The organism is Pseudomonas sp. B6(2017) (genome assembly GCF_002112765.1).
GTDB lineage: Bacteria > Pseudomonadota > Gammaproteobacteria > Pseudomonadales > Pseudomonadaceae > Aquipseudomonas > Aquipseudomonas piscis.
In genome coordinates this window covers 56,328-75,668 of sequence record NZ_NEIQ01000016.1, presented here as the reverse complement: position 1 = coordinate 75,668, position 19,341 = coordinate 56,328, and the positions used below count along the sequence as shown (strand labels likewise).

17 protein-coding genes are annotated in these 19,341 nt (G+C 63.5%); 11 read left to right on the top strand and 6 right to left on the bottom strand.

All coding sequences use genetic code 11. From position 1 onward, the window contains the following. Positions 1-24 precede the first annotated feature (24 nt). Positions 25-675 (bottom strand): N-acetyltransferase, encoded by a 651-nt coding sequence (locus CAG11_RS25030; RefSeq protein WP_085598509.1) that lies wholly within the window; start codon positions 673-675, stop codon positions 25-27. 173 nt (positions 676-848) lie between these two features. Here CAG11_RS25030 and xthA point away from each other — a divergent pair, with 173 nt between their 5' ends. Further along, positions 849-1,661 carry an exodeoxyribonuclease III gene (gene xthA, locus CAG11_RS25025; RefSeq protein WP_085598507.1) on the top strand — a complete coding sequence of 271 codons (813 nt, stop codon included), beginning with the start codon at positions 849-851 and terminating at the stop codon, positions 1,659-1,661. A 48-nt stretch (positions 1,662-1,709) separates the two neighbouring features. Here xthA and CAG11_RS25020 read toward each other — a convergent pair whose 3' ends face one another. Then, positions 1,710-2,042 carry a YegP family protein gene (locus tag CAG11_RS25020; protein ID WP_022639673.1) on the bottom strand — a complete coding sequence of 111 codons (333 nt, stop codon included), beginning with the start codon at positions 2,040-2,042 and terminating at the stop codon, positions 1,710-1,712. A gap of 293 nt (positions 2,043-2,335) precedes the next feature. Between CAG11_RS25020 and CAG11_RS25015 the strand changes: the two genes are divergently transcribed. Continuing rightward, positions 2,336-3,718 (top strand): substrate-binding domain-containing protein, encoded by a 1,383-nt coding sequence (locus CAG11_RS25015; protein WP_085598504.1) that lies wholly within the window; start codon positions 2,336-2,338, stop codon positions 3,716-3,718. Between the two features lie 51 nt (positions 3,719-3,769). Here CAG11_RS25015 and CAG11_RS25010 read toward each other — a convergent pair whose 3' ends face one another. Next, on the bottom strand, positions 3,770-5,002 hold the full coding sequence (locus tag CAG11_RS25010; protein ID WP_053136665.1) for an acyl-CoA dehydrogenase: 1,233 nt from the start codon (positions 5,000-5,002) through the stop codon (positions 3,770-3,772). Positions 5,003-5,203: 201 nt separating this feature from the next. Here CAG11_RS25010 and CAG11_RS25005 point away from each other — a divergent pair, with 201 nt between their 5' ends. The 3 genes from CAG11_RS25005 to CAG11_RS24995 all read left to right on the top strand — a co-directional run bounded on the left by CAG11_RS25005 (position 5,204) and on the right by CAG11_RS24995 (position 7,630). Further along, the gene (locus CAG11_RS25005) at positions 5,204-6,139 is read left to right on the top strand and encodes a LysR family transcriptional regulator (RefSeq protein WP_085598502.1); all 936 of its coding nucleotides are present in this window, start codon (positions 5,204-5,206) and stop codon (positions 6,137-6,139) included. A gap of 127 nt (positions 6,140-6,266) precedes the next feature. After that, positions 6,267-6,671 carry a MerR family DNA-binding transcriptional regulator gene (locus CAG11_RS25000; RefSeq protein WP_022639677.1) on the top strand — a complete coding sequence of 135 codons (405 nt, stop codon included), beginning with the start codon at positions 6,267-6,269 and terminating at the stop codon, positions 6,669-6,671. A gap of 59 nt (positions 6,672-6,730) precedes the next feature. Next, positions 6,731-7,630, top strand: coding sequence for a hydroxymethylglutaryl-CoA lyase (locus CAG11_RS24995; protein ID WP_085598500.1), 900 nt, complete (start codon positions 6,731-6,733; stop codon positions 7,628-7,630). Positions 7,631-8,252: 622 nt separating this feature from the next. Here CAG11_RS24995 and CAG11_RS24990 read toward each other — a convergent pair. Next, on the bottom strand, positions 8,253-9,956 hold the full coding sequence (locus tag CAG11_RS24990) for an AMP-binding protein (protein WP_085598497.1): 1,704 nt from the start codon (positions 9,954-9,956) through the stop codon (positions 8,253-8,255). 229 nt (positions 9,957-10,185) lie between these two features. On the opposite strand from CAG11_RS24990, the gene CAG11_RS24985 reads away from it, so the two are divergent. The 4 genes from CAG11_RS24985 (at position 10,186) to CAG11_RS24970 (ending at position 15,861) form a co-directional block, all read left to right on the top strand. Continuing rightward, complete coding sequence (locus tag CAG11_RS24985; RefSeq protein ID WP_022639680.1) at positions 10,186-11,349, top strand: isovaleryl-CoA dehydrogenase; 1,164 nt, start codon at positions 10,186-10,188, stop codon at positions 11,347-11,349. Positions 11,350-11,465: 116 nt separating this feature from the next. Continuing rightward, positions 11,466-13,073 carry a carboxyl transferase domain-containing protein gene (locus tag CAG11_RS24980; RefSeq protein ID WP_053136674.1) on the top strand — a complete coding sequence of 536 codons (1,608 nt, stop codon included), beginning with the start codon at positions 11,466-11,468 and terminating at the stop codon, positions 13,071-13,073. A 17-nt stretch (positions 13,074-13,090) separates the two neighbouring features. Beyond that, positions 13,091-13,906 (top strand): gamma-carboxygeranoyl-CoA hydratase, encoded by an 816-nt coding sequence (locus CAG11_RS24975; RefSeq protein ID WP_085598495.1) that lies wholly within the window; start codon positions 13,091-13,093, stop codon positions 13,904-13,906. Further along, positions 13,906-15,861 (top strand): acetyl/propionyl/methylcrotonyl-CoA carboxylase subunit alpha, encoded by a 1,956-nt coding sequence (locus CAG11_RS24970; RefSeq protein WP_085598493.1) that lies wholly within the window; start codon positions 13,906-13,908, stop codon positions 15,859-15,861. The genes CAG11_RS24975 and CAG11_RS24970 overlap by 1 nt, the downstream gene beginning before the upstream one ends. Positions 15,862-15,992: 131 nt before the next feature. Here CAG11_RS24970 and CAG11_RS24965 read toward each other — a convergent pair whose 3' ends face one another. Further along, positions 15,993-16,658 carry a LexA family transcriptional regulator gene (locus tag CAG11_RS24965; RefSeq protein ID WP_022639684.1) on the bottom strand — a complete coding sequence of 222 codons (666 nt, stop codon included), beginning with the start codon at positions 16,656-16,658 and terminating at the stop codon, positions 15,993-15,995. A gap of 133 nt (positions 16,659-16,791) precedes the next feature. Here CAG11_RS24965 and CAG11_RS24960 point away from each other — a divergent pair, with 133 nt between their 5' ends. Together CAG11_RS24960 and CAG11_RS24955 are read left to right on the top strand one after the other, a co-directional pair. After that, the gene (locus tag CAG11_RS24960; RefSeq protein ID WP_031320150.1) at positions 16,792-17,139 is read left to right on the top strand and encodes a DUF6124 family protein; all 348 of its coding nucleotides are present in this window, start codon (positions 16,792-16,794) and stop codon (positions 17,137-17,139) included. 479 nt (positions 17,140-17,618) lie between these two features. Next, the gene (locus CAG11_RS24955) at positions 17,619-18,773 is read left to right on the top strand and encodes a M14-type cytosolic carboxypeptidase (protein WP_085598491.1); all 1,155 of its coding nucleotides are present in this window, start codon (positions 17,619-17,621) and stop codon (positions 18,771-18,773) included. 45 nt (positions 18,774-18,818) lie between these two features. Here the strand turns inward: CAG11_RS24955 and CAG11_RS24950 are convergent, their stop codons facing one another. Continuing rightward, positions 18,819-19,265: a helix-turn-helix domain-containing protein gene (locus tag CAG11_RS24950; RefSeq protein ID WP_053136683.1), complete on the bottom strand. Its 447-nt coding sequence runs from the start codon at positions 19,263-19,265 to the stop codon at positions 18,819-18,821. Positions 19,266-19,341: the final 76 nt, after the last annotated feature.

Below are 19,341 nucleotides of genomic sequence, written 5' to 3'. Positions count from 1 at the left end.
GCTCGAGGGCGGGGAAAGTTCGATTCAGCCTGTTGCGCTTTGTAAGCGCTGCGGATTGGGATGGAAGAACACATGCTCGCGGACCGGCCCTACCGCCACCTCGCCGATCTCTGCATAACCCTGGCGCTGGTAGAACGCGAGATAACGCGGGTTGCCGGTATCGAGCACCACGCCCTGGGAGTTGGCGTCCACCGCGCACCAGTTGTGCACCGCCTCCAGCAACTGTTCGCCAAAATGCTGCCCCTGGAACTGCGGATGCACGCCCAGCAGTGGCAATACATGCAGCGCATCGTTGGGCAGGCAGGCTTGCACCGCGTCATGGTATTCCAGGTAGCGCCGGGTACAGCGAAAGCCCGTGCTCAACACCATGCGCAGTCGCCAGGCCCAACTCTCGGTGATGCCCAGCCGGCGCCGGGGCGGCGCGATCAGGGCGATACCGATCAGCCGGTCATTGACCAGCAAGCCGATGGCTGGCAGTTCCTGCAAGAAGTGTTGCCTGACCAGCTCGCGCACCGTGGCCCGCACCCGTTGCTCGTAGCCGGGGCGCTCGGACTCGAAGATGAAACCGAAGGTCGGTTCGTGACGATAGGCCTGGTACAACAGCGACCGCGCTTCGCGGGAATACCCGCTGTCGAGCATGTGGATATCGGCGATGGCATTGCTGGCCTCGGGCATGACGGTCACTCCTCCCTGGCGCGGCTCGAAAGGTCGCGCTCTTGTATTACGAGCCTTGCGCGCCGCTGAACGTTCCCGCGCCCAAGGACATTAGCAGCGCATCGGCGGCGCTGCCACGCTGGTCGACCCGGGCGTTGTCAGCTAGCATCGCTGTTTTGCCAGGACCGCCGACCATGAAGATCGTCTCGTTCAACATCAACGGGCTGCGCGCCCGCCCCCATCAGCTGGCGGCGCTGATCGACAAGCACCAGCCGGACGTGATCGGCCTGCAGGAAACCAAGGTCGCCGACGAGCAGTTCCCCCTCGCCGAGGTCCAGGCCCTGGGGTATCACGTGCATTACCACGGCCAGAAGGGCCACTACGGCGTCGCCCTGCTCTCACGCCAGGCGCCACTGGCCCTGCACAAGGGCTTCGACGGCGATGACGAAGGCGCCCAGCGCCGCTTCATCTGGGGCACTTTCGCCGACGCCGCTGGCACGCCGGTGACCATCATGAACGGCTATTTCCCCCAGGGCGAAAGCCGCGACCACCCCACCAAGTTCCCGGCCAAGGAGCGCTTCTACAGCGACCTGCAACAGTTGCTGGAAAGCCGCTTCAGCAACGACCAGCCCCTGGTGGTCATGGGTGATGTGAACATTTCCCCGGAAGACTGCGACATCGGCATCGGCGCCGACAACGCCAAGCGCTGGCTCAAGACCGGCAAGTGCAGCTTCCTCCCGGAAGAGCGCGAGTGGATGGCACGCCTGAAGAACTGGGGCCTGGTGGACAGCTTCCGCCACCTCAACCCCGAGGTGAACGACCGCTTCAGCTGGTTCGACTATCGCAGCCGTGGCTTCGAAGACGAACCCAAGCGTGGCCTGCGCATCGATCTTATCCTGGCGTCCCGTGGCCTGCTGCCGCGGGTCAAGGCTGCCGGGGTCGACTATGAACTGCGGGGCATGGAGAAACCTTCGGACCATGCGCCGATCTGGCTCGAATTGAGCTGATCGCCAGGCACAAAAAAGCCCATCTGTTGATGGGCTTTTTTTTGCCGGTTAGAGCTGGACCCGCTGGACGCGGTCCGTGGTGCCGGCGCTGGCAATCTCGCCGATGGCTCTCTCCAGGGCCTCTTGCGAATCGTACAAGTGGCTGACGAGGATCACCTCATTGCCAGACTTGAGCTTGAAATAGGGCTTGCCACCCGACGAAATTTTCTTGACGTAGCGCTCGGGAGAGGCGCAGTGTGCGCGGAACAGGCCGAGGGCTGCCTCGGCACTGTCCCGGCAAGGGTAGCGGTCGCTTTGAAGCATGGTCTGCGCCTCCTCTGTCTTGAGCAAGAATCTGCACGCACCACTGCCATACTGCTTCAGTTCAAACCAGGCACTCATTTGCAACTCCTTTGAAAGTCACGAGAACTGGCAGCTCCACGCTGCCGGGGCATCTGCGGGGATGACGCGTTGGCAGTCGCCCCAATCCCCTACAGACAAAGTTGTCCACTCTACGTAGGCCCCAAAGGCTGGTCTTTAGGAAAAATCTCAAAAAATCTAGAGAAAACAGCTATTTATGGCGTAGGACTTTCGCCATTTATCGATCACACCCGTCCTTCGTCATACGTCTGTCACCTCCCTGACTTAATCTCGCCGGCACTTACCTCTTCCTCTATATAGAAGGCCAGTGCCCCATGCCCCGCGTTTTCTCCGCCAGTGAACGAGACATCTGGTGCCGGACCATCAGCCTGTTCCTGATCGGTTTCATTTGTTATTCCCTGCCCTGGTCGGCATTCGCCGCCCTGCCCCTGGCGGCGGACGACACGGCGGTGCTGCGTATCCAGGGTTCCAACACCATCGGCGCCCGGTTGGGCCCGGCGCTGGTCAAGGGGCTCATGGAACAACAGGGCCTGCATGGCATAAGGATCGAGGCCAACGGCAAGGACAACGAGCAACGGGTCATCGGCCAGACCGCCCAGGGCGGCCAGGTCCGGGCGCAGGTGGCGGCCCATGGCTCGAGCACCGGCTTTGCCGCGCTGAACAGTGCCCGAGCCGACCTCGCCGCCGCCTCACGGCCGATCAAGGACGGTGAACTGGTGGAGCTGGAGAACCTCGGTGACCTGAAAAGCCCCGACGCCGAGCAAGTCATCGCCATCGACGGCCTGGCGATCATCCTCCACCCACGCAACCCGCTGACCCGCTTGAGCACCGAGCAACTGGCGCGACTGTTCAGCGGCGAGACCAGGACCTGGGAAGACCTGGGCGGGATCGGCGGCCCGGTGCACCTGTATGCCCGGGATGACCAGTCGGGTACCTACGACACCTTCAGGGAGTTGGTCCTTGGCCGGCGCGGCAAGGCCCTGAGTCCCGGCGCCAAGCGTTTCGAATCCAGCGAGCAGCTGTCCGACGCGGTCAGCCAGGATCCCCAGGGCATAGGCTTCATCGGCCTGCCCTATGTGCGCCAGGCCAAGGCGGTGGCCATCGTCGACGGCGATTCGCAACCGATGCTGCCACTCAACAGCCTGATCGCCACCGAGGACTATCCGCTGTCGCGCCGCTTGTACCTGTACCTGCCGCCCGACAGCCAGAACCCCTGGGCCAAGGCCTTGGTGAGCTTCGCCCAGAGCGCCAAAGGCCAGGCCATCGTCGCCGCCAACGGCTTCGTCGCCCAGACCGTGCAAGCCATGAGCGTGACGCCCAACCCGCAGATGCCCGAGGCCTACCAGGCCCTGGCCCGGGAAGCCCAGCGCCTGAGCGTGAACTTTCGCTTCGAGGAAGGCAGCGCCAACCTGGACAACAAGGCCCGCCAGGACCTGAGCCGGGTTCTGGACTACCTGCGCCAGCACGGCAAGATGACTCGCCAGGTAACCCTGGCCGGCTTCGGCGATGCCAAGAACGACCCCGGCCGCGCCGCCCTGCTGTCCAAACTGCGGGCCATGGCGGTACGTAGGGAACTGGTTAAGAGTGGCGTGGTGTTGCGCGAGATCCGCGGTTTCGGCGCACAGTTGCCGGTGGCCGCCAACGATCTCGACGAGGGCCGGATCAAGAACCGGCGCGTGGAGGTCTGGGTCTACTGAACCCATGCGCAGCCTGCCGATGCCGCCACCGGCAGGCTCTGGGAGCAGCTATCAGTGCCCGCCGCTGCGCATCAGTTCCCGGGGCACGTATTTGCCGATCTCGTACTTGCCGATTGCCGCCCGGTGCACTTCATCCGGGCCGTCGGCCAGGCGCAGGGTGCGCTGCATCGCATACATGTAGGCCAGCGGGAAGTCATTGGAAACACCGGCCCCGCCATGGATCTGGATCGCCCGGTCGATCACGCGCAAGGCGACATTCGGCGCCACCACCTTGATCTGGGCGATCTCGCTCTTGGCCACCTTGTTACCGGCGGTATCCATCATGTAGGCGGCCTTGAGGGTCAGCAGGCGCGCCATGTCGATCTCCATCCGCGAGTCGGCGATCTTGTCGATGTTGCCCCCCAGCCGCGCCAGTGGCTTGCCGAACGCGGTACGGTTCACCGAACGCTTGCACATCAATTCCAGGGCGCGCTCGGCCATGCCGATCGAGCGCATGCAGTGGTGGATGCGGCCCGGGCCCAGGCGCCCCTGGGCGATTTCGAAGCCCCGGCCCTCGCCCAGCAGCACGTTTTCATAGGGCACGCGGACGTTGTCGAACACCACCTCGGCGTGACCGTGGGGAGCGTCGTCGTAACCGAACACCGGCAGCGGGCGGATGATCTTCACCCCGGGGGTGTCCACCGGCACCAGGATCATCGAGTGCTGCTGGTGGCGCGGCGCATCCGGGTTGCTCAGGCCCATGAAGATCAGGATCTTGCAGCGCGGATCGCATGCACCCGAGGTCCACCATTTCTTGCCGTTGATCACCCACTCGTCGCCATCGCGCACCGCCCGGGCCGCCATGTTGGTGGCGTCGGACGATGCCACGTCCGGCTCGGTCATGGCGAAGGCCGAACGGATCTCGCCACGCAACAACGGCTGCAACCAGCGCTGCTTCTGCTCCTGGTTGGCATACCGCACCAGCACTTCCATGTTGCCGGTGTCGGGAGCCGAGCAGTTGAACGGTTCCGGACCGAGCATCGAGCGCCCCATGATTTCCGCCAGCGGCGCGTATTCCAGGTTGGTCAGCCCGGCCCCCAGCTCGGACTCGGGCAGGAACAGGTTCCACAACCCTTCGGCCTGGGCCTTGAGCTTGAGCTCTTCCATGATGGCGGTCGGCTGCCAGCGGTCGCCTTCGGCAACCTGGCGCTCGAAGACCGCTTCAGCCGGATAAACATAGGCATCCATGAACGCGGTGACGCGCTCACGCAGTTCCTGGACCTTGGGGGAATAGGCGAATTCCATGGGCAGCTCTACCTCTGTGAAAACGGGTGTGGAGGGACTGAAATCGATGCTAGTTCAGCTACGAAAATTTACCTAGCCTATTCTCAGCATGTATTAACATTCATCACCGATATATGATCGGCTGATTCTGCAGGCTTCCAAGCCGCCCCCTCACGTGCCCCAATGGCCCCTTTGCGAGGCCAACAATAAGAGTGCAGCGCCATGAATCTGAGCAAGGTCGACCTCAACCTCTTCATCGTTTTCGACGCGATCTACACCGAAGCCAACCTGACCCGCGCCGGCCAGATCGTCGGCATCACCCAGCCGGCGGTGTCCAACGCCCTGGCCCGCCTGCGCGAAACCTTCAATGACCCGCTGTTCGTCCGGACCGCCCAGGGCATGGTGCCGACTCCCATGGCGCAGAACATCATCGGGCCGGTGCGCAACGCCCTGTCGCTGCTGCGGGTCTCGGTCCAGGAGAGCCGGATCTTCAACCCCCTGCAGGCGGTGAAGACCTACCGCATCAGCATGACCGACCTGACCGAGGCGGTGATCCTGCCGCCGCTGTTCCAGCGCTTGCGGCGCCTGGCACCAACGGTGGCGATCGAGAGCTTCCTCTCCAAGCGCCGGGAAACCACCAAGGAACTGGCGGCCGGACGCCTGGATTTCGCCGTGGATGCGCCGCTCAACACCGACCCCCAGGTGCGTCACGTCAAGCTCATGGAAGACCGTTATGTCTGCGCCATGCGCAAGGGCCATCCGCTGGCGGGCAAGGAAAAGTTCACCCTGGACGACTACCTGTCCCTGACCCATATCCATATTTCCAGCCGTCGCAGCGGCCTCGGCCATGTGGACCTGGCCTTGGGCAAGATGGGCATCCAGCGCAAGATCGCCCTGCGCTCCCAGCATTACTTGATGGCCTCCCTGGTCTTGCAGCAGACCGACATGGTCATGACCGTGCCGGCGCGTTTTGCAAGACGCCACGACTTGCAGGCCTTCAACCTGCCGGTCAACGACGTGCCGCCAGTGGAAACCCATCTCTACTGGCACGAAAGCACCGACCAGGACCCGGCCAACCGCTGGATGCGCGAGCAGATGATCGAGCTGTGCCAGCAGGTCGCCGCCCACGAGAAAAAACTCGACCAGCAAGCAGTCTGAGCGCGAACCGCCGGCGGATCCGCTTCCGGGCCGGGCCGCCAGGAGCGTACCTTCGATGCAAGGGCACTGCTTGACGTATACGTCAACCTGCCTTTAGCTTAGCGCCAAGTCCTACTTGAGCGCCTCCATGAGCAGCCAGACCTACAGCATCTCCGACCTCGCCCGCGAGCTCGACATCACCACCCGGGCCATTCGCTTCTATGAGGAGCAAGGCCTGCTGGCCCCCGAGCGCCGGGGCCAGGAGCGCATCTATTCGCCACGGGACAAGGTCAGCCTGAAACTGATCCTGCGGGGCAAGCGCATCGGTTTCTCCCTGGCCGAATGTCGCGAACTGATCGAGCTCTACGACCCTTCCAGCGGCAATCTCAAGCAACTGCACAGCATGCTGGCCAAGATCGCCGAGCGCCGCGAACAGCTCGAACAGCAACTGCTGGACATCGAACAGATGAAACTGGAACTGGATACCGCCGAGGAGCGCTGCACCCAGGCGCTGCAACAGACCCTCCAGAGTCAGAACAACACCGCCCAATGACGCCAGCGGCCACCCGGTGCGCAGCGCTCCCCGTCATCACTTGAGAGAAGGTGAACCCCATGTCCCTCCCCAGCCACGTACGCCTGGTCGAAGTCGGCCCCCGCGACGGCCTGCAGAACGAAGCCCAGCCCATCAGCGTCGACGACAAGGTGCGCCTGGTGGACGCCCTGACCGAGGCCGGCCTGGGCTATATAGAAGTCGGCAGTTTCGTCTCGCCCAAGTGGGTACCGCAGATGGCCGGCTCGGCCGAAGTGTTCGCCCGCATCCAGCGCAAGCCGGGCGTGGTCTACGGCGCCCTGGCACCGAACCTGCGCGGTTTCGAGGATGCCCTGGCGGCCGGGGTCAAGGAAGTAGCGGTATTCGCCGCCGCCTCGGAAGCCTTCTCCCAGCGCAACATCAATTGCTCCATCAGCGAGAGCCTGGAACGCTTCGCGCCGATCATGGAGGCCGCCCGGCAGCACGGCATCAGCGTGCGCGGCTATGTGTCCTGCGTGCTGGGCTGTCCGTATGAAGGATCGATCGCCCCCGAACAAGTGGCCCTGGTGGCCCGCGAGCTGTACACCATGGGCTGCTACGAAGTGTCCCTGGGCGACACCATAGGTACCGGCACCGCCGGCGCTACCCGGCGGATGTTCGAAGCAGTGTCCGCGAATGTCCCACGGGACAAGCTGGCCGGGCACTTCCACGACACCTATGGCCAGGCCCTGGCCAATATCTACGCCAGCCTGCAAGAAGGCATCGCGGTGTTCGACAGCTCCGTGGCCGGGCTGGGCGGCTGTCCCTATGCCAAGGGCGCCAGCGGTAACGTCGCCACCGAGGACGTGCTGTACCTGCTCGACGGCCTGGGGATCCACACCGGTATCGACATGGACCGCCTGATCGCCGCCGGTAACCGCATCAGCGAAGTGCTCGGCCGGGCCACCGGCTCGCGGGTGGCCAAGGCGCGCAGTGCCAGCTGAGCAGAGTGTGCGGCCGGTGTGTTACCGGCCGCTCTGGAATGGGGCGGGAACGAGTAACACGGAAACAGTTTGTTGATTTTTTTGCGGAACAGATTGTCTTACAAAATTATTAAACCATTGATTTTAAAGAAATTTAAAAAGTTGGCACGGCTTCTGCTATCTCTATGGCATAACAAGAATAAAAAGCTGCAAACCTAATAAAAATAAGACGAAACGACTCTGACATAACAAAAACAACACGGCAGAGACGCAGCTAACAGATTTTTTTGGAGAAGGTGCACTGTGCGGGACGGCTTGCAAGAGCCATCCGCAATCGGTCAGAGAACAATAAAACTACCCTCGAGGTAGCTCCCGAACCGGTTGGATCGCCTTGGCGACACATTGGATCAGCGCTCAAAAAAATACGTTTGCTCTTGATCCCGGATGGGGATCGCCCAAAACAGCGGTAAAGGGCCACGGTCGACAAAAACAACAACAGGCCGCCCCTCAATAATAAAAAAAGAGCACGCAACGACAAATTAAAGGGGAGCCTCGGCTCCCCTTTGTGCTTCCTGCCTTTCGTGTTTTGCACCCTGCCCGCCCCAGCTGCGTGCACCGGGACCGATGCACGCACCCAAGACGATCAGCCCCTGCCCAGGTGCTCGCGCAGTTCCTCGGCGCTGATTTCCCGCATGCGGAATTTCTGGATCTTGCCGGTGACGGTCATCGGGAACTCCTCGACGAACTTGAAGTAACGCGGCGTCTTGAAGTGCGCGATGCGCTCCTTGCACCAGGCCTGCAACTCCAGTTCGTTGGCCGCGTGTCCGGGATGGAACTTGATCCAGGCCACGATCTCCTCGCCGTAACGGGCGCATGGCACCCCCACCACCTGTACATCGGCCACCGCCGGATGGGTGAAGAAGAACTCCTCCAGCTCCCGCGGATAGATGTTCTCGCCACCGCGGATGATCATGTCCTTGTTACGCCCAGCAATGCACACGTAACCCTGCGGGTTCATGGTGGCCAGGTCGCCGGTGTGCATCCAGCCGGCCGGGTCGATGGACTCCCGAGTGCCTTCGGGATTGCTCCAGTAGCCGAGCATCACGCTGTAGCCCCGGGTACAGAGCTCGCCGATGGTGCCTCGCGGCACCACGTTGCCGGCCTCGTCGATGATCTTGCTTTCCAGGTGCGGCTGGGTCCGGCCCACGGTGGTCACCCGCAGTTCCAGCTCGTCGGCAGGTCCGGTCTGTAGCGACACCGGGCTGGTCTCGGTCATGCCGTAGGCGATCTGCACCTGGCTCATGTGCATCTCGCTGATCACCCGGCGCATCACTTCGATCGGACAGGTGGCGCCAGCCATGATCCCGGTGCGCAGGCTCGCCAGGTCGAACTCGTGGCGCCGGGGCTGGTCGAGCATGGCGATGAACATGGTAGGCACGCCATACAGCGCGGTGGCCCGCTCCTCGGCCACGGCCCCCAGGGTCAGCAGCGGGTCGAAGGCATCGTTGGGATAGATCATGGTGCTGCCATGGGTGATGCAACCCAGGTTGCCCATGACCATGCCGAAGCAGTGATACAACGGCACCGGGATCACCAGCCGATCGGCGGCGGTAAGGCCCAGGCTCTCACCGACCATGTAGCCGTTGTTGAGGATGTTGTAGTGGCTCAGGGTCGCGCCCTTGGGGAAGCCGGTGGTGCCGGAGGTGTACTGGATATTCACTGGCTGGTCGAAATCCAGGCTGTCCTGGCGGGCCTGCAACTGCTCGGCGCTGGCGCCGGCGGCCAGGTCGCTGAGCTGCGACCACGGCAGGAAGCCCGACGGTGGCCGGGCGTCCAGGCTGATCACCCCGCGCAACTCTGGCAGCAGCTGGCTGTGCAACTGGCCAATGGACTGTTCGGCCAGTTCCGGCAGCAACCCCTGGAGCATGCCGTGGTAATCGGAAGTCTTGAAGGCCCCGGCGCAGATCAGCCATTGGCAGCCGGACTGCTTGAGCACGTACTCCAGTTCGGCGGCGCGGTAGGCCGGGTTGATGTTCACCAGGATGACGCCGATCTTGGCGCTGGCGAACTGGGCAATGCACCACTGGGCACAATTGGGGGCCCAGATCCCCAGGCGATCGCCGGTCTTGAGCCCCAGGGCCAGCATGGCCCGGGCATGCAGGTCGACCATCTCGCGCAGTTGCTGCCAGGTGTAGCGCAACTGCTGGTGGCGGACCACCAGCGCCTCGCCCTGGGGATGGGCGGCAACGGTGTTGTCGAAGGCCTGGCCAATGGTCTGCGCCAGCAAGGCGCGGTCTTGCGTACCACGGGTATAGCTGCGATCCGGCTGGGAACCCGAGTGTTCCATGACGCCCCCTATTGTCTTTATTAGTGGGTGTTCAGGAGCCAGGCCGATGGCGCGAACAAGCCGGGCTCCAAGCGAAAGCCCGGTTACTCTGGCGCAAGTTGACGTTTACGTAAAGGGTGATTGACAGCCATCCGAGGCAGGTTTACGTTAACGTAAAGGTGAGAGCCTGGCAGCGCTGCTCTCCGCGTCTCGTTCCCTCGACAAAAACAAATTTTGAAGGTGCCCCGCCATGAGTTACCCGACCCTGAACTTCGCCCTCGGTGAAACCATCGACATGCTGCGTCAACAAGTCCAGGCCTTCGTCAAGGCGGAACTGGCGCCCCGGGCGGCACAGATCGACGCCGACAACCTGTTCCCCGCCGACATGTGGCGCAAGTTCGGCGACATGGGCCTGCTGGGCATCACCGTGCCGGAAGAATACGGCGGTGCCGGCCTGGGTTACCTGGCCCATGTGGTGGCCATGGAGGAAATCAGCCGCGGCTCGGCCTCGGTGGCCCTGTCCTACGGCGCCCACTCCAACCTGTGCGTCAACCAGATCAACCGCAACGGCAACCACGAGCAAAAGAGCAAGTACCTGCCCAAGCTGATCAGCGGCGAGCACATCGGCGCCCTGGCCATGAGCGAACCCAACGCCGGCTCCGACGTGGTGTCGATGAAGCTGCGCGCCGACAAGCGCGGCGACCGCTTCGTACTCAACGGCAGCAAGACCTGGATCACCAACGGCCCCGACGCCAACACCTATGTGATCTACGCCAAGACCGACCTGGAAAAGGGTCCCCACGGCATCACCGCGTTCATCGTCGAGCGTGACTGGAAAGGCTTCAGCCGCAGCAACAAGTTCGACAAGCTGGGCATGCGCGGTTCCAACACCTGCGAGCTGTTCTTCGATGACGTCGAAGTGCCGGAAGAGAACGTGCTGGGCGCAGTCAACGGCGGCGTGCGGGTCCTGATGAGCGGCCTGGACTACGAGCGCGTGGTGCTCTCCGGCGGCCCGACCGGGATCATGCAGGCCTGCATGGACCTGGTGGTGCCCTACATCCACGACCGCAAGCAATTCGGCCAGAGCATCGGCGAGTTCCAGCTGATCCAGGGCAAGATCGCCGACATGTACACCCAGCTCAACGCCAGCCGCGCCTACCTGTACGCCGTGGCCCAGGCTTGCGAGCGTGGCGAGACCACCCGCAAGGATGCCGCCGGGGTGATCCTCTACTCCGCAGAACGTGCGACCCAGATGGCCCTGGATGCGATCCAGATCCTGGGTGGCAACGGCTACATCAACGAATTCCCGGCCGGCCGCCTGCTACGCGACGCCAAGCTCTACGAGATCGGTGCCGGCACCAGCGAAATCCGCCGCATGCTGATCGGCCGCGAACTGTTCAACGAAACCCGCTGAAGCAGCTTCAAGCAGAAAGCTACAAGCAGCAAGACAAACAGCGATGCGCGCTTGCAGCCACAACACTGAACATTCTTGCAGCTTGAAGCTTGAGGCTTGATTCTGCGCGAGGAGTCATGATGATCCTGAAGTCACAGTTGAACACTAAATCACCAGAGTTCGCGCAGAACTGGAGCGCCATGGCGGCCCAGGTCGACGCCCTGCATACCCTGCTGGCCCAGGTCCAGCAAGGCGGCGGCGCCAAGGCCCAGGAACGCCATACCTCACGCGGCAAGCTGCTGCCCCGCGAGCGGATCAACCGCCTGCTCGACCCCGGTTCGCCGTTCCTGGAGGTCAGCCCGCTGGCGGCCTACGAGGTCTACGGCGAGGACGTGCCCGCTGCCGGGGTGATCGCCGGTATCGGCCGGGTAGAAGGCGTGGAGTGCATGATCGTGGCCAACGACGCCACGGTCAAAGGCGGCTCCTACTACCCGCTGACCGTGAAAAAACACCTGCGCGCGCAGACCATCGCCCTGCAGAACCGCCTGCCATGCATCTACCTGGTGGACTCCGGCGGCGCCAACCTGCCCCGCCAGGACGAAGTGTTCCCGGATCGCGAGCACTTCGGGCGGATCTTCTTCAACCAGGCCAACATGAGCGCCCAGGGCATCCCGCAGATCGCCGTGGTCATGGGCTCCTGCACCGCCGGCGGCGCCTACGTACCGGCCATGGCCGACGAAGCGATCATGGTCCGCGAGCAAGCCACTATCTTCCTCGCCGGCCCGCCGCTGGTGAAGGCCGCCACCGGCGAGGTGGTGAGCGCCGAAGACCTGGGCGGTGCCGACGTGCACTGCAAGGTTTCCGGCGTGGCCGACCACTATGCCGAGAGCGATGAGCACGCCCTGGCCCTGGCGCGCCGTAGCGTGGCCAACCTCAACTGGCACAAGCAGGGCCAGTTGCAGCAACGCACGCCGATCGCCCCGCTGTATGCTCGGGATGAGCTGTATGGCGTGGTGCCGGCCGATCCCAAGCAGCCGTTCGACGTGCGCGAAGTCATCGCGCGCCTGGTGGACGGTTCGTTGTTCGATGAATTCAAGGCGCTGTTCGGCACCACCCTGGTGTGCGGCTTCGCCCACCTGCACGGCTACCCGGTGGCGATCCTGGCCAACAACGGCATCCTGTTCGCCGAGGCCGCGCAAAAAGGCGCGCACTTCATCGAACTGGCGTGCCAGCGCGGCATCCCGCTGTTGTTCCTGCAGAACATCACCGGCTTCATGGTGGGGCAGAAATACGAGGCCGGCGGCATCGCCAAGCATGGCGCCAAGCTGGTGACGGCGGTGGCCTGCGCCCAGGTGCCGAAATTCACCGTGATCATCGGTGGCAGCTTCGGTGCCGGTAACTACGGCATGTGCGGCCGCGCCTACGATCCACGCTTCTTGTGGATGTGGCCCAACGCGCGGATCGGCGTAATGGGTGCCGAGCAGGCCGCCGGCGTGCTGGTACAGGTCAAGCGCGAGCAGGCGGAACGTAGCGGACAGGGGTTCGACGCGACCCAGGAAGCCCAGATCAAGCAACCGATCCTCGACCAGTACGAGCACCAGGGGCACCCCTACTACTCCAGCGCCCGGCTGTGGGACGACGGCGTCATCGACCCGGCGCAGACCCGCGAGGTGCTGGCCCTGGCGTTGTCCGCGTCCCTCAACGCCCCTATCGAACAGAGCCGTTTCGGCGTGTTCCGCATGTAATCCTGCGCGAGAAGATCATGAGCGATTTCAATACCCTGGAACTGCTGCGCGACCCTCGTGGCTTCGCCACCTTGTGGCTCAGCCGTGAAGAAAAGAACAACGCCTTCAACGCCGAGATGATCCGCGAGCTGATCCTGGCCCTGGACCAGGTGCAAGGCGATCCCAGCCTGCGCTTCCTGCTGCTGCGCGGCCGTGGCCGGCATTTCAGCGCCGGCGCCGACCTGGCCTGGATGCAGCAGTCGGCCGAGCTGGACTACAACACCAACCTCGACGACGCCCGGGAACTGGCGGAGTTGATGTACAACCTGGCCAAGCTGAAGATCCCGACCCTGGCCGTGGTGCAAGGTGCGGCCTTCGGCGGCGCCCTGGGCCTGATCAGCTGCTGCGACATGGCCATCGCCAGCGACGACGCACAATTTTGTTTGTCGGAAGTGCGCATCGGCCTGGCCCCGGCGGTGATCAGCCCGTTCGTGGTCCAGGCCATCGGCGAACGCGCTGCCCGGCGCTATGCCTTGACCGCCGAGCGCTTCGACGGCCCGCGTGCGCGGGACATCGGCCTGCTGGCCGAGAGCTACCCGGCGGCAGATCTGGAACAGCACGTCACCCGCTGGATCGACAACCTGCTGCTCAACAGCCCCCAGGCCATGCGTGCCAGCAAGGACCTGTTGCGCGAAGTGGGCAACGGCGCCCTGACCACCGCCCTGCGACGCTATTGCGAGAACGCCATCGCGCGGATCCGCGTCAGCCCCGAAGGACAGGAAGGCCTGCGGGCGTTCCTGGAGAAACGCCCGCCAAGCTGGCAGACCGAGACCACGACCAAGGAGTCCCGCTGATGAGCGCGCCGATCCTAGATACCCTGCTGGTGGCCAACCGCGGCGAGATCGCCTGCCGCGTGATGCGCACCGCCAAGGCCCTGGGCCTGACCACCGTGGCCGTGCACAGCGCCACCGACCGCGATGCCCGCCACAGCCGTGAAGCGGATATCCGCGTGGACCTGGGCGGCAGCAAGGCCAGCGAAAGCTACCTGCAGATCGACAAGCTGATCGCCGCCGCCAAGGCCAGCGGCGCCCAGGCCATCCACCCCGGTTATGGCTTTCTTTCCGAGAACGCCGGTTTCGCCCGGGCCATCGAGGCCGCCGGGCTGATCTTCCTTGGCCCACCGGCATCGGCCATCGACGCCATGGGCAGCAAGTCGGCGGCCAAGGCCCTGATGGAAACCGCCGGTGTGCCGCTGGTGCCGGGCTACCACGGCGAGGCCCAGGACCTGGAAACCTTCCGCAGCGCCGCCGAGCGCATCGGCTATCCGGTGCTGCTCAAGGCCACCGCCGGTGGCGGCGGCAAGGGCATGAAGGTGGTGGAAGACGTCAGCCAGCTGGCCGAAGCCCTGGCCTCGGCCCAGCGTGAAGCACAGTCGTCGTTCGGCGATTCGCGGATGCTGGTGGAAAAATACCTGCTAAAGCCCCGGCACCTGGAGATCCAGGTCTTTGCCGACCAGCACGGCAACTGCCTGTACCTCAACGAGCGCGACTGCTCGATCCAGCGTCGCCACCAGAAAGTGGTGGAAGAAGCCCCGGCCCCCGGCTTGAGCGCCGAGCTGCGCAAGGCCATGGGCGAGGCTGCGGTACGGGCGGCCCAGGCTATCGGCTACGTCGGCGCCGGCACCGTGGAATTCCTGCTCGACGCCCGCGGCGAATTCTTCTTCATGGAGATGAACACCCGCCTGCAGGTGGAACACCCGGTCACCGAGGCCATCACCGGCCTGGACCTGGTGGCCTGGCAGATCCGCGTGGCCCGTGGCGAAACCCTGCCCATGACCCAGGACCAGGTACCACTGCTGGGCCATGCCATCGAAGTGCGCCTGTACGCCGAGGACCCGGGCAACGACTTCCTGCCGGCCACCGGCCGCCTGGAGCTGTATCGTGAATCCTCCAATGGCCCTGGCCGGCGCGTGGACAGCGGCGTCGAGGAAGGCGACAGCGTATCGCCGTTCTACGACCCGATGCTGGGCAAGCTGATCGCCTGGGGCGAGGACCGCGAACAGGCTCGCCTGCGCCTGCTGAGCATGCTCGACGAGTTCGCCATCGGCGGCCTGAAGACCAACCTGGCGTTCCTGCGCCGGATCATCGCCCACCCGGCCTTCGCCGAGGCCCAACTGGATACCGGCTTCATTGCGCGTTACCAGGAGCAACTGCTGCCGGCGGCCCGCGAGCTGGACGAGGACTTCTGGCAGGCGGCGGCCCAGGCCTACAGCCAGAGCCTGGTGCGGCGCGAGCGCCAGGACGATCCGCATTCGCCCTGGGCGGCGGTCGATGGCTGGCGCAGCGGCTTGCCGGCGCAGGTCGCCCTGCACCTGAGCGCCGACGGCCAGGACCGGGCCATCAACCTGCAGACCCTTGGCGCCGACCACCGCCTGCAGGGTGAACGCCTGCTGGTGGAGCACCAGGGCGTGCGCCGCGAGCACCGGGCCATCCGTCGCGGCGACACCCTCTACCTGCACTGGCAGGGCGAGATGCGCAGCATCACGACCTACGACCCGATCGTCGCGGCCGACGCCAGCCACAGCCAGCACGGCGGCCTCACCGCCCCCATGAACGGCAGTATTGTCCGGGTCCTGGTGGAAGCCGGGCAAAGCGTCGAAGCCGGCGCGCAACTGGTGGTGCTCGAGGCCATGAAGATGGAACACAGCATCCGCGCGCCCCACGCCGGTATCGTCAAGGCGCTGTATTGCCAGGAAGGCGAGATGGTCAGCGAAGGCAGTGCACTGGTGGAACTGGAACAGCCAGCCTGATGGGCAAGGCCCGCCGCCAGGCGGGCTGCGCGAACGCTGCGACCACCACCGCACCATGGGCTAGCCCCGGATGCAAAAAGCCCCTTCCTGAAACCAGGAAGGGGCTTTGTCGACTGAGGGCGCCTGCGTCTTCAGAACTTCGCGGTCGCTTGCACCACCACGCCGATGATCCGGCACTCATCGCTGTAGAGCATCTTCGGGTACGTCGGGTTGAGCGGCGCCAGGTACCGCTGGCCGCCCTCCTGCACCAACTTGCGAAAGAGCGCCTCGGCGCTGCCGGGACACTGCACGACCACCAGCTTGCCAGGCTCGGCCGCGATGGCCGGGTCCACCAGGATCAGCATGCCCTGGCTGATGCTCATGCCGCTGGGCGCGATCATCGCGTCCCCCACCACCATCAGCCAGAACGCCGCGCCCTGGGCCTGGTAGTCGGACAATTCGTAGCGCTCCGGCACATAGCTCGGCTGGCCATCCTCACGGACTTCGCCGGCGCTGCGCCAATCACTGACCGGATAACGGAAGTACGGGTTGTACCTATCCACCAGCGAAGGTTCCTGCTCCAGGGGCTCGCCATCGTCATTGACCAAGGGTTTTTCGCGGACCACCAGCACCACTTCGAGAAAGCCCATGCCGATCTCTTCCAGCACCCGGTTCATGTCTTCGATCTTGGGCTGGCGCCGCTTGCTCAACCAATGGCCAATGCCGCCCTGGGACATGCCCAGGCGCTCGGCAAGCTTCTCCTGCGTGACCTTGCGGCCTTTCATGTTGGCCTTGACCAACTCGATCCATTTATCCATGGGCGGAACAATACGTTGTGTATTTTCCGCCTCAACACACAAGTTGTAGTATTTGAAATGGCGTCACAATTACAATAAGTATTAATCTGTGCCTGCCCCCCTCTTTTCATTTTCTCAAGACAAGGCAGAACCCATGAACACAAGCAGCAAGGACGTGCCGGAACTCGATACAGAGGCCACATTCAGCTCACTTGCGGGCAAGCATGCAATGCGACGAGCAATGGACCACCCTATGGAGCCGCCCCACGGCAGCATCAACAAGGAGGAGAAATTCTTCGAGATAAGAAGCAGCCTCAGCAGCGAGGAAGCCATGATCCATGCCTCCGACCTGCTGCGCTGCGCGGCCGCCACAGCCTACGACGCGGCCGACAACCTGCATGGGCCCAATCGGGACCTGGCGTTCTCGGTGGTGCATATGATCGATCTGGCCAAGGCCCTGGTGGACAAGTCCCTGGAAGGCCAGCGGCATGAAATCGCTTGAAATGCAGACACCCCGCCAGCCCGAAACGGGTGCAGGGCAATCCAGGATGAAAAAAATTCGAGCAGGCAGGGAAAAACGTTTGACTTGCAAATGATAATGATTATTATTGAAAGCAACTGATCGCGAGATCGGTCGATGATCCAAAGGACCTTAGGTCGGACCTCTGGATTATCTCCTCATCAGGCTAATCACGGTTTTTGACCCGGCTTTTTCGCCGGGTCTTTTTTTGCCAGTCATGCTGGCTTGGCTTCAGGCTAATGAAGACGTGGTGACGCAAAAATAATGGCGGCGATGATAGCAAAAGAATGCCCTTTTGCAAGCAAAGGGCCGTGCTGGAAGCCGCACAATTCCTAAAGTAGCGCTTGAGAATCAATCGCATACACACTAAGCTTCATCGGCGTCAAGGACGACGCCCCCCTTCTTTTACCCCCTCCGATGTGTAGAGTAGCGGTCACAACAATCCTGTTCAGGAACCGACCATGACCGTGGGCAATCACTCTTCTTTTCACATCAGCGCCGACTTCGACAGCGGCAACATCAACGTGCTGGACACCAGCAACCCGCTCCAGGTAGAGCTGGCCATTCGCCCTGATACCCAGAGCCCGCACTTCCAGTGGTTTCACTTCAAGGTCAGCGGCCTGCATGTCGGCCAGGAACACTGGTTCCGCCTGACCAATGCCAGCCAGTCTTCCTACAACAAGGCCTGGACCGGCTACCACGCCGTGGCCTCCTACGACCACGTGAACTGGTTTCGCGTCCCGACGATCTTCGAAGGCGACGCCCTGCGCTTCAATCTCGAAGCCACCCAGACCCACGCCTGGTTCGCCTACTTCGAACCCTACAGCCGTGGCCGTCACGACTGGCTGATCGACCAGGCCCTGACCAAGGCCGGCACCGAGTTGCTGGCCGTGGGCAAGAGCGTCGAAGGCCGTGACATCCAGTTGCTGCGCAAGGGCAGCGGCGCCCCCGGCCAGCGCAAGCTGTGGATCATCGCCCAGCAGCACCCCGGCGAGCACATGGCCGAGTGGTTCATGGAGGGCGTGATCGAACGCTTGCAACGCCACGACGATGCCGAGCTCAACGCCCTGCTGGCCAAGGCCGACCTGTACCTGGTGCCGAACATGAACCCGGACGGCGCCTTCCACGGCCACTTGCGCACCAACGCCAAGGGCCAGGACCTGAACCGCGCCTGGCAGAACGCCAGCCAGGAGCTCAGCCCGGAAGTGCTGTTCGTCCAGCAGCAGATGGAACAGTACGGGGTCGACCTGTTCCTCGACGTCCATGGCGACGAGGAGATTCCCCATGTATTCACCGCCGGATGTGAAGGCAACCCGGGCTACACCCCGCGCCTGGCCAAGCTCGAAGAACATTTTCGCAGCCACCTGAAGCACAAGACCCGGGACTTCCAGACCACCCACGGCTATACCCGCGACAATCCCGGCCAGGCCAACATGACCCTGGCCTGCAATGCCGTCGGGGAAAAATACGATTGCCTGGCGCTGACCCTGGAAATGCCGTTCAAGGACCACGACGACGCGCCCAACCCGCTCACCGGCTGGTCCGGCAAGCGCTCCATGCAGCTGGGCAAGGATGTGCTGAGCACCCTGGCCGACCTGGTGGACAGCCTGCGCTGAGCGCAACCCACGACTGCGCGAGCCACTCGCGCAGTCGTCGCGGTCTCAAGCCACCGGTATCCGCAGGCAGTCCTCCGGCCCCAGCAGCCGACCGTCGGCAGAACGCAGTTCCAGCGCCCGCAGCGGTTGCCGGGTCTGGCGATCCACCAGTTGCGAATGCGCCTCCCCTTCCTCGTAGAAAAACGCCTCGCCCCATTGGCGCAAGCCGATGATCAGCGGAAACAGGCCCTTGCCCTTATCCGTCAGCACGTACTCCTGGTAGGCGCTGCCGTCGGAAGCCGGCACCACATCCAACACCCCGTGCTCCACCAAGGTTCGCAGGCGCGCGGCGAGGATGTTCTTGGCCATGCCGAGGTTGCGCTGGAACTCGCCGAAACGGCGGATACCGTCGAAGGCATCGCGCACGATCAGCAACGACCACCAATCGCCGATGGCGTCGAGTGAGCGCGCCACCGGGCATTCAGCGTCTTGCAGGCGGGTGCGTTTGACCATGGTTGGGAAACTCCGATAAGCCCGGGAAACTGGTTGCAATATAAAACCAAGATTATTACCGTACAACTGGTTTCAT